The 10,867-nt window shown below is 46.1% G+C and carries 7 protein-coding genes; 2 read left to right on the forward strand and 5 right to left on the reverse strand.

Annotation, left to right across the window (positions count from 1 at the left end):
• The first annotated feature begins 144 nt into the window (after positions 1–144).
• Together MHM99_RS17635 and MHM99_RS17640 are read left to right on the forward strand one after the other, a co-directional pair.
• Positions 145–1,035 (forward strand): LysR family transcriptional regulator, encoded by an 891-nt coding sequence (locus MHM99_RS17635; protein WP_048818577.1) that lies wholly within the window; start codon positions 145–147, stop codon positions 1,033–1,035.
• A gap of 224 nt (positions 1,036–1,259) precedes the next feature.
• Positions 1,260–1,724: a GNAT family N-acetyltransferase gene (locus MHM99_RS17640; protein ID WP_039229671.1), complete on the forward strand. Its 465-nt coding sequence runs from the start codon at positions 1,260–1,262 to the stop codon at positions 1,722–1,724.
• Positions 1,725–1,857: 133 nt separating this feature from the next.
• Here MHM99_RS17640 and MHM99_RS17645 read toward each other — a convergent pair whose 3' ends face one another.
• The 5 genes from MHM99_RS17645 to rne all read right to left on the reverse strand — a co-directional run bounded on the left by MHM99_RS17645 (position 1,858) and on the right by rne (position 9,954).
• A complete protein-coding gene (locus MHM99_RS17645; RefSeq protein ID WP_239220239.1) occupies positions 1,858–2,685 on the reverse strand; it encodes a haloacid dehalogenase type II in 828 nt (275 codons plus the stop codon).
• A gap of 81 nt (positions 2,686–2,766) precedes the next feature.
• Positions 2,767–3,444 (reverse strand): response regulator transcription factor, encoded by a 678-nt coding sequence (locus tag MHM99_RS17650; protein WP_014949203.1) that lies wholly within the window; start codon positions 3,442–3,444, stop codon positions 2,767–2,769.
• 86 nt (positions 3,445–3,530) lie between these two features.
• Entirely contained in the window at positions 3,531–5,099 is a 1,569-nt protein-coding gene (locus tag MHM99_RS17655) for a HAMP domain-containing sensor histidine kinase (RefSeq protein WP_239220240.1), read from the reverse strand.
• A gap of 207 nt (positions 5,100–5,306) precedes the next feature.
• Entirely contained in the window at positions 5,307–6,449 is a 1,143-nt protein-coding gene (locus MHM99_RS17660) for an ecdysteroid 22-kinase family protein (RefSeq protein ID WP_239220241.1), read from the reverse strand.
• Positions 6,450–6,555: 106 nt separating this feature from the next.
• On the reverse strand, positions 6,556–9,954 hold the full coding sequence (rne, locus tag MHM99_RS17665; protein ID WP_239220242.1) for a ribonuclease E: 3,399 nt from the start codon (positions 9,952–9,954) through the stop codon (positions 6,556–6,558).
• Positions 9,955–10,867: the final 913 nt, after the last annotated feature.

A 10,867-nucleotide genomic window follows, 5' to 3' on the forward strand; every position in this document is an offset into this window, starting at 1 on the left:
TTGGGCTGTAGTGTAAAAACATTAACCTGAACGAAAATGTGTAAAAGCTGATAGCGATATTAGAACTTTCTTTTTATTTAATAATTAGCTATTTTTGAAATTTATAATTTCATTGAGTGAAATAATATGGACAAGCTTTTGTGCATGAGAGTGTTTGCAGAGGCTGCTAAGTCGGGAAGCTTTGTAGGAGCTGCAGACGCGATGTCGATGTCAGCGCCTGCGGTTACTCGGTGTATTGCACATTTAGAGGCACAGTTAAATACTCGACTTTTTCATCGCACAACGCGGCAAGTGAAATTGAGTGAGGTTGGTGAACATTACCTTATTCATGTTTCACGTATACTGGCAGATATTGAGCAAAGTGAAGCTGCTGTGTCTGGCATTGATTTAGTGCCCAGAGGTGAGCTTAATATCACGGCACCAATTTTGTTCGGCGAACGTTATGTAACGCCAATAATATCCCAATTCCTTAAGGACTATCCCGACATTAGGGTTAACGGGCATTTTCACGACGATGTGGTGAATCTAATTGATAGCAATATGGATGTAGCAATACGTATAGGTAACCCGAAAGACTCCTCGCTTTACGGTGTTACGGTAGGATACGTACGGCGTGTAACCTGTGCGGCGCCTAGCTACTTGGCGAGTAGCCCGGCCATAAAAAAGCCAGAAGATTTAAAACGGCATAGTGTGCTTTATCCGACGCGCTTTAACGAGCCAGCGGTATGGACGTATCACAAAAACGGCAGACCTATTGCTATTAAGCTCACCCCTCGTTTTCAATCCAACCAAAACAGAGCGGCTATTAACGCCGCCATTGCAGGCGTTGGGGTTGTTCGGTTGATGTCCTATCAGGTTGCAGAAGCACTTAGAAGTGGTGATTTGGTAAGTTTGTTAGAAGATGTGGAAGACAAAAAGTTGCCTATACAGGTGGTAAGTGTTGAAGGGCGTAAGAACCTTACTAAAGTTAAAATGTTCATTGACTATGTCAAGGCAGGGTTGGCGAACAACGAGTATCTTAACCCTAGAGCCTGAATAATCCAGAGTATCTTGACCTACGCGTGTGGTGCTCAGGCTGCAGCATAAGTTGTGAGTAAAATGGGTTGCGTTACACTAAACCAATCGTTATCGTCGCAGAGATTTTAAAGTTAGCATTTTAAAATTGGCATCTTAAAATTTGTATTTTGACATCTATAACTTTAACAGGATCTGTTAAAGGCGCTACTCAAACGTTAATAATAAAAAATCATCGAGGCAACATGGTTTCCTGGCAATCACTTACATTTAATGAACTGACTAATCATCAACTCTTCGACTTGCTCAAGCTGCGTGTCGATGTTTTTGTCGTTGAGCAAAACTGTGCCTATCCGGAGCTTGACGAAAAAGACCGCCATCCAAAAACTCATCATTTAATGGGGTTTCAAGATAACAAATTGGTAGCGTGTGCACGATTACTTGGCGAAGGGGTTAGTTATCCATCGGTGAGTATCGGTCGAGTAGCTACCAGCGAAGCGTTCAGAGGTAAAGGGGCGGGCAGAGCACTTATGCGTGAAGCCATTGATCATTGTGAGGCGTTATGGCCAGGCTGTGATATTGAAATTGGCGCGCAAGAGTATTTAAAACGGTTTTATGAAGGTTTTGGGTTTGAGGCCACCTCGACTATGTACTTGGAAGACGATATTCCTCACATCGATATGAAAAGAGCAGGCACGGCAACAGCGTAGCTCAGTGCCTAGCTCGAAATATTGGTTTGCATGACCTTTTATGGCCCAGGCGTTTAACCTAATAATTATGTTTACCCGTGCCAACCTTTAAGCTGTGCTTTTATGTGCACCTAGATACCATCAACCCTAACGCTTATTTGGCATCGGGTAATTGGGAGACTAATTCATCTAGTCCGCTTACCACCGTGTCAGGCGCTATTGCTAACGGGTAAAGTACCTTACCGGGGCGTGCAATGAACGCGGCTTGCCAGCCTGCCTGTTTAGCACCAGCAATATCCCAACCGTGTGCCGCCACTAACATAGCGTCTTCTGCTGCTATACCCATTTTTTCAATAGCCCACTCATACGTGCGAGTATCGGGCTTATATAAGTTAATGTCTTCTACACTTAGTCGCTCGTCGAAATAAGACAAAAGATCAGCATTTTTAAATTGAGTATATACGCCTTGATTAGACGAGTTGGTAAGGCTTACTAGTTTATAACCCTTGTTTTTAAGTGCCTGTAAGCCATCGCGCACGTCAGGATGGGGCGGTAGGCTTCGCAAAGGCGTGACAATTGCCGTTTTCGCTTTCGCTTTGGTCAATTCTATACCTTCAATTTCAGCCACCATCAGCAAGGAGGCAACGCCAATTTCTCCAAAGGTATGAAAGCGGCCAGTCGTTGAATCAACCAGTGAATGATGCAGCATAGTAGAGAACCACAGTGGCAACAAATCATCTCGACCGCCCAAGGCTTCGCCTACCGAGCTGCGCATGGCGGTGAGGTCAAGCAAGGTCTCATTAACATCGAAAAAGATAACCTTTGGTGCTCGCAATTCCCGTGCAGACATCGCTGTATTCTTATCAGGCTGCGCGGCACCTCTGGTGTCTGTCTGAGCGAAGACTGGTGATGACAATAGACTAATGCCTACAGCGGTTGCGCAACATAGCCTTGAGAGTAATGAAGAAGGTGAGCGAGCCATAATTATCCTTTATAAAAATTGAACGAGTGTTCAAATTAGGCGGGATAACACATGAATGCAATAGCTAATGAGACGAAACGACTATTTTCTGGTGGTCAACCGATAGCCGTTGCCTCTCAGAGTTTCAATAAATATGGCATCACTGCTGTGAAGCTTTTGTCGCAGCCTACTGATATACACATCAACAACATTAGTTAGCGGATCGCTGTGACTTCGCCATACTCGACTTAATATGCGTTCTCGAGACAGCACTTTTTCAGCATTTTCTGCGAAGTAGTAGAGCATGTCGTATTCTAGTTTGGTGAGTGAAATCTCTTCCCCAGACAATGTCGCAATACGTGACTCGTCATCGATGTTTAACGGTCCGATGGTGAGGCCTAATTGGGTAACCGGTGTATTCGTCACTCTTCGGCTTAAGGCCGTTATGCGCGCAAGTAGTTCGTCAAAGTCAAATGGCTTGCACAAATAGTCATCCGCGCCTTGTTTTAAACCATTCACGCGCTCGCGTACTTCGTCCACCGCGGTTAGCAACAAAACCATAGGGGCATGGGGAAGCGACTTGATTGCGGGCAGCAGCTCTACGCTATCTTCATCACCAAACATGCGATCAAGTACAATAATAGCAGGGGCTTCATGACGAATGCGCGTGACTAAGTTGTGTAATGCCGACTCTTCGATGCACTCAAAACCTTCAGCGCTTAAGCCTCGTGATAGAAAGCGTAGCAAGGGGGCTTCGTCATCAGCAATAAGAATTTTCATTGTTGTTATGATCCTAGTCGTTCGAAGTTACTTAACGGTTGTTATTGGAGCCTGTTGACCGCTGCAAAAATGTACAGCAACGGTCATCAGGCCCTAGTCGCGTGGTCTTGTAAAACTGGCAGCGTCAACGTGAACTGCGAGCCTTTACCTAATGTGGAATGCGCACTCAATGTACCGTGGTGGGCTTCTGCTATCGCTTTAGCGATAGACAAACCTAGCCCCATTCCATTGCCTTTGCGCTTTAACCTAACGAAGCGTTCAAAAACGTGCTGCAAATCACTTGACGAAATGCCTTCACCGCTATCAATGACCGATACGTTGATATTCGGGCCTTCGCTCTCAACGCGCAGCACAATGGGCGTATCGGGATAAGAATATTTGTGCGCGTTTTCGATAAGGATGGTCAGTACCTGCGCAATTCTGTCTTTGTCGATGAGCACTTGGACCTCATTATTGGCAAGCCATTTAAGATCTAAGTCTCTTGGCTTTGTGAGCTTTTGCCATAACGCCATATTTTGTGTAAGCAGGTTATGTAAGTCAGATTTAACCAGATCTACAGTAAATTCGTGCATCTCGGCACGCGCTAGCAGCAGCAAATCATCAACCAACTTACTTAAGTTCACGGCTTGCTCAAGTATGGTTTCTAGCGTTTCTTCATAAATCTCGTTGCTAGCCGCAGCCTGCCTAAGGGTTACCTGAGCTTCGCCACGAATAATGGTTAAGGGTGTGCGCAATTCGTGACTTACATCAGCCATAAATTGTCGGCGCTTTGCGTCCAGCTGAGTGAGTTTATTGTTGGCTTCTTTTAAAGCCCGGGTTCGGCTCTCCACTTCAAACTCTAAGTGCTTACGATGGGCATCAGCCTGGTCTTCGTGTTCTTGTAGTCGCGCTATCATGGAATTTAGTGCTTTGACCAAGTCAGTAAATTCGCTATCCAGGGTTTCAGGCAATCGATAGTGGTAGTTTCCCGAGGCAATGGCATCGGTACCCGTGCGAATAACTGTAAGCGGCTGATACAGGGCATTGAATAGCCAATAACAACCCAGCAGAATGAAAGGACAGGTGATAAGGCCTAAACTGATAGTAAACCACACAATGCTGCTGTTTAGCGTTTCAATGCTAGCGTTAATGCGGGATACAACGCCTGTCTGGCGGTTTACTGCAGAGTTGATGGCCTCCCTAAACTGGTTGTCGATAGTTATTTCAAGTAATGTTTGAAGGCGCTGCTGTTGATTAAGTGGAGTACTGTCGTTACTTAGCGCAATAGCTCTAAACTCTTCCACAATGCCTTGAATCAGCGCTTCAAGTTCATCGGTATCTTCAACACTTCCTAATGTTGCCTCAAGCCCTAGTGCTTCGCGTTGGGCAAGTTCCAGAGATTTTATACGGTTCAACGAGTTTTCTATTTGTTGTTGTTTGTTTCTCACTTTCGCTTGGTTCGCATTCTTGCCAAAAATAAGCTCATCGGTTAGCTGTTTGAAAAGCCTGTAGGAAATACTTGATAACTGCTGGTGCTCTGACAGCAGGGATTGAGCGAGTTGAGCTTGCGCTAAGTTAGTGCGCGTTAAATGCGCAGATATGGCTGCACTGGCTAAAGCAATCAACAGAATAAAAGTGGAAAGTAGCCCAAAAAGGTAGAGTTTACGTTTGTACATTGGCAGCAGCGTTATGATTATTTGTCACTATATACGCTAAATGTAATTTAATGGTGCAGTTTCACGGCAATAAAATAGTAAGTCAGAGCAGATGGGCTACCAGCGACATGTCGTCTGAATTGGTGTAGAAATAGAACGTAAAAAAGGGCGCGCGAGAGAGAAAAAGTACGTTCATAAAAGTCGTGATCACTATGAAAACGTAATCGTTTAAGCCGTGCGCTCAAGAATAGACAAGGCAATATCTGTTTGATATTGGAGCTCTTCATCTATTTTCCAGTGTTCGGGGCTCCAACCCGCTAAGAACCGATAAAAGTCAGCGCAGGCGAAGGGGTACAGGTACTTCCATTCAGCAATGATAAGCGCAATATCAGCACGCTTGAAACAAGCCGAACTATCATTGTTAGCCAATCGAGTGTGTAGCGCATCTTCGAGCGCTTGAAAGTAGTTATCGAGCAATGCATCACGATGTTTCATGTGGGTTTGGGTTGATAGGGCACTGCCCAAAAAATACGCCACGTCCTTTATGCCTGCGCCATAACCCACGTACTGAAAGTCGACAGCTGCACAGTCAGAAAAATCTTCGGTAAAACAAAAGTTAGCCACTTTAGCATCGCCGTGCACCAAAGTGTGATAGTGAGCGTCGCCTAACGTGGTAGATATATCGACAGCATGTTGCTTTAGTAATCCATCCGACATGGCGTTGAACTCATCTTCACGGGTTGCCAAGTGCCAATAAGTGCCTTCAGGCCATAATTGTAAACGTCGGCTATCAAATTCATCTCTCACATTGACAAAGCGTGCATGAAAGTTGGCAAGCCATTTTAGAACAGTGATGCATTGCGCAGCGGTAAGTGAAGAGGCCGTGCGAGAATAGCCGCTGTGTGCTAAGTCTTCCATAACAAGAAGGGAGGCTTCGCCCTGTTGGCTGTGCCCTAAGTATTTAGCTGTACGGCACGACGCATCAGTTTGGACTTGAACGTCGCTATAAAAACAGTTCTCTACCTTAAAAGATTGGCACTTACGGTTGTGGCTAGCTTCACCATTCCAGCCTTTAGGGTGAGAGAGCCTGTGTGGCGGAGTGGCGCATTTCACGACTACTTTTAGCGCTGCTTCGTCTCCACCTTGTTGCGCGCCAAGTGGGTTTTGTTGAGCTTGGTGATACTGGCTTTCTTGGAAAGGGCTACTCTCGTCCTGGTTCTTTGAAAAAGTACTATTGGGATAGCCCAAAGTGGCACGAAAGCACGCACCGTAGCCACTCCAAAGAGGTTGAATCATTTGTGTGTCTAATACTTGCGCGCTACATACTTGGCTTAACCAATCTATATACTGCTGGTTTACCGTATCTGACATTTTATTCTCAACTCGGACTCGATGTTAAACGTACACTAGCAAACAAAAAAGCCGCTCGAAAGCGGCTTTTACATCAATTAGCTAGTAGCGCACTAGCGACTGAAAATTATTCAGCCACTGCTGCTACTTCGGCAACGTCATCTACCGACTGAGGAAGCGTTGTTACTGCTGATGCACGTGACGTTACGTGCGACATCGCTGCAGTTTTACCCGATACTGCGAGTGCAGGTCGTGTGTCGTCAGCTTTAGCGGTAAGCGCTACATCAACAAATGCGTCGTTTACTGCTGCAGGCAATGCCATAGGGTGCGATGCGCCACGCTTTCCTTTGCCACTCGCTGCTAGGCTCGAAGAAGGCGCTGCTGTTGTTTCAGCCTCTTCTTTAGCCGCTGGCGTATCTGCTTTCGCCTCTTGTACCTGTGCTTCTGGTTCTGCAACTACAGGTGCGTCAGCCAAGTTTATTTCAACTTGCTCTGGCGATGCTGTTGCTTCGTCTTTAGCTTCTGGCGCCGTATCAGCTTGCGTTGTTTTAGCTTCAACTGCCGGTTCCGCTTGTGCTGCCGGAGCTGTTTCTTCAACGTTGCTTTCTTGCACTGAAGTTTGAGCTTCTTTAGCCGGTTTAGCTTCAGTTGTCGCGTTATCGTCTGCTGACGTTACTTCATCAGTTGAGTCTACAGCTTCCGAAGGTTTATCGTTCGCTGACGGCTCTGCATCCGCTGAAGGCTTATTTCCCGCTGAAGGTTCTTTACCCGCTAAAGGCTCTGCATCAAACTGAAGTTCGTCCTGAACGGCTTCAACGTCAAGTTTTGCTTTCTCTTGCTTAGCAACAGGTTGCTCTTCAGCTGGCGCTAGTTGCCCAGGCTCTTTTGCTTGTGTTTCTTCGACAACAGGTGCATCTGTCTTAGCTGTCGCTTCAACTTCTGCTTCTGGCTGCTGCGGTGACAACTCACCAGGCTGTTTAGCTTGCGTGTCTGAATCGTCAAATTGCTGCGACTCTTTCTTACGACGTTGACCAGCGGCACGAACGTGACGTGGAGAGCGGCGTGAACGGCCACGGCCTTCACGTTTTTGACCATGCTCTTCGCTGTTAGCGTCGGTATTTGCATCAGTGCCGTCAACGGCATCACTGGTAATCGCTGATGAGTCATCTTCACCCTTAACAGCATCCGATACTGGCTTCGCTTCAGCAGGTTTATCCGCTGGCTTTTGCGCGGCTTTGACTGCTGGCTTTTGCTCATCCTTCTTCTGTTCAGCAGTGTTTTCAACCGGTGACTCTGCTTTCGGCGCTTTAGGCTTGGCGTCAGCTTTAGCTTTGTGCTGCGATGGCGCTTCTTTAACTACTGGCGCAGCCTGGGCTTCGTTTTGTTCAACAGTAGTTGCCCCGTTGTCATCTTTCTTCACACGGACGCTGCGGCGCTTGTCACGACGTTTTCTGCGTTCAGCAACTTCACGCTTCTTCTGCGCTTGGTTTTCTTGCTGCTCGCCGTCTTGCTTCTCGTGCTTAGGCTTTTGTTGCTCATCGCGAGGTTGTTGTGCCTTACGAGGCTTACGACCTTTGTTATTGCGCTTATCATCTTGATCTTGGCGCTGGTCTCGCTGCTGATCGCCGCGCGGTTTGCGATTATCATTCTGCTCACCATCGCGATTTTGGTCTTTACCTTGGTCTCTGTTTTGAGACTGATTGCCACGACGATTGTTCTTGTTGCGCGGCTTGCGGCGACGGTCGTCATTATTGCGGCTGCGGTTGTTTCTATTTTTATTACCAGACTGTGGCTTCTTGTCTTTATTGGTTTCTTCTTCGCTTTCGCTACCGAATAAATCACTAATCCATTTGCCAAATCGGGCAAATAGTGAAGGCACATCGTCGGCTTTCTTTGCTGTTTCTTCTTTTGGCGCAACTACAGGTGCAGCCGTTGGTGCAACAAGGCCTTTCAGTGCTGGCTCTTCACGCTTAACCGGTGCAGAAGTCGTTGTTTCCGTCTCAGCTTCTACCGCAGGCATTAACTCTACGTCGTAACTCGCTTCAGATATAACGTCATCTGGACGTCTGCGTAATACCTGGTAGTGCGGTGTATCTAGGTTTGCATTAGGAATAAGCAGTAAATCTACGCCGTGACGCTTTTCGAGAAGCTGAATTGACTTACGCTTTTCGTTAAGTAGATAGGTCGCAACTGGAACGGGTAACTGCGCTTCAATTTGCCCCGTGTTTTCTTTAATGCTCTCTTCTTCCAAAATACGAAGAATAGACAGTGCCAAAGACTCAGTGCCACGAATGGTACCGTGACCAGAGCATCGTGGGCACACGTGGTGCGCAGATTCGCCTAGAGAAGGACGTAAACGCTGACGGGACATTTCAAGAAGGCCAAAGCGGGAAATACGACCCAATTGTACTCGTGCTCTGTCGCTTCTCACCGCGTCTTTCATGCGGTTTTCAACTTCACGTTGGTGACGTACTGGCGTCATATCAATGAAGTCGATTACAACCAATCCACCTAGATCACGAAGACGCAGTTGACGGGCAATCTCGTCTGCCGCTTCTAGGTTTGTGTTAAGCGCTGTCTCTTCAATATCACCACCTTTTGTTGCACGGGCAGAGTTAATATCTATAGAGGTTAGTGCTTCTGTTGGGTCGATAACAATTGAGCCGCCAGAAGGCAAACGCACTTCGCGTTGGAATGCAGACTCAATTTGGCTTTCGATTTGGTAGTGACTAAATAACGGCACTTCACCACGATAGAGCTTTACGCGATTTGCAAAGTCAGGGCGCACTAATTGAATGTGCTGTAAAGCTTGCTCATAAATACTGGTTTTATCGATAAGGATTTCGCCAATATCGCGACGTAGGTAGTCGCGGATAGCACGAACAATTACGTTACTTTCCTGGTGAATTAAGAAAGGGGCTTCGCGTTCTTCAGCAACGCTAGAGATAGCTTCCCAATGGGTAAGCAAGACTTTTAAATCCCATTCTAGCTCTTCGTAAGATTTGCCAACCCCCGCAGTGCGAACAATCAAACCCATACCTTCAGGAAGGTCCAATTTGCTTAGTGACTCTTTAAGCTCTGTACGCTCATCGCCCTCTATTCGGCGTGAAATACCGCCAGCGCGAGGGTTGTTTGGCATAAGTACTAGGTAACTGCCTGCGAGCGATAAGAATGTAGTTAATGCAGCGCCTTTTTGGCCGCGCTCTTCTTTATCAATTTGAACAATTACTTCTTGGCCTTCTTTAATCACATCTTTGATGTTAGGGCGGCCTTCGAATTTGTAACCTTTAGGGAAGTAAGTGCGGGCAATTTCTTTGAGGGGTAGGAAGCCGTGGCGCTCTGCACCGTAGTCAACAAAAGCAGCTTCTAAGCTGGGTTCAACGCGGGTAATTTTACCTTTGTAGATGTTCGCTTTTTTCTGCTCGTGTCCTGGACTTTCTATATCTAAATCATACAACCGTTGCCCATCGACAAGAGCAACGCGCAACTCTTCTTGCTGAGTTGCATTAATTAACATTCTTTTCATTGTATCTAACTCTGTTTTCGTACAGCCGTTAAGACACAAAATTAAAGTGACATGTGCAAACCCTCACCGCGCAACCTCACGGCTGGACGGGGACCTTGTTGTAACGTCGCATTATCCCTGGTGGGCAAACACTCACGCGAATAAACAAGCGCCTTTATCTTAAGCGCAAACCCATACGATCGTGAATTGACACGTATAATCGTACAGATGCATTCATGTTCACACTGCTTTAAGGATGTCGGGAGCGACTAGCCCTTATTACTCATTTCATTTTTTCAAGCGGCATCATTTTTGCCACTCAATTGTCATTTAATTCTGTTAGCTAAACGGCAAACTTATTTTATGTTCGCAAGCATGGCCTCGCTTTTTACGGCAGTGTAGTCGTTGCCTCTCTCGCGGGGTCGGTATGAATGTGTTATTTCATCGAACACTTATCATTGCTGATGTCACCGACGCTCAAACCATGCTTTTATCGTTTACAAGTTAAAACAACACACTCAGATGCGTGCTGATTTTCGGTCTTGTTGTTGTTTTTATAACGCTGTGTTTCACATTGTTAAAGTGCGGCAACGAAATGCCTGTTCCACACCTTTCTTTTTACGTGAATTTAATCGTGTTAAAAACATCGATAATTATCGCACTAAAAGTCAAATTTTAGCAAGGAAAGCGAATGAATAAATCCCATAAATTGAGATGTTAAATACAGAAAACATGCGCTTTGGATAAAAAGTATGCGCAAAGGTGGGTTTTCTAAGTCCTAGGGCCTGTTGACCTTTGGTGTACGAATTTTGGTCTAAATGGAAGCCTTTTAATTGCGAAACAGTCCTGCAAGCCTAGCGGGCTAAGTTAAAGGACTGTGACAAAGAGTAAAAGGCTTCCATAACGACCCCTTCGGGCAGCGCCTTTGTGCCAT

Source organism: Alteromonas sp. MmMcT2-2 (genome assembly GCF_022348305.1).
GTDB lineage: Bacteria > Pseudomonadota > Gammaproteobacteria > Enterobacterales > Alteromonadaceae > Alteromonas > Alteromonas macleodii.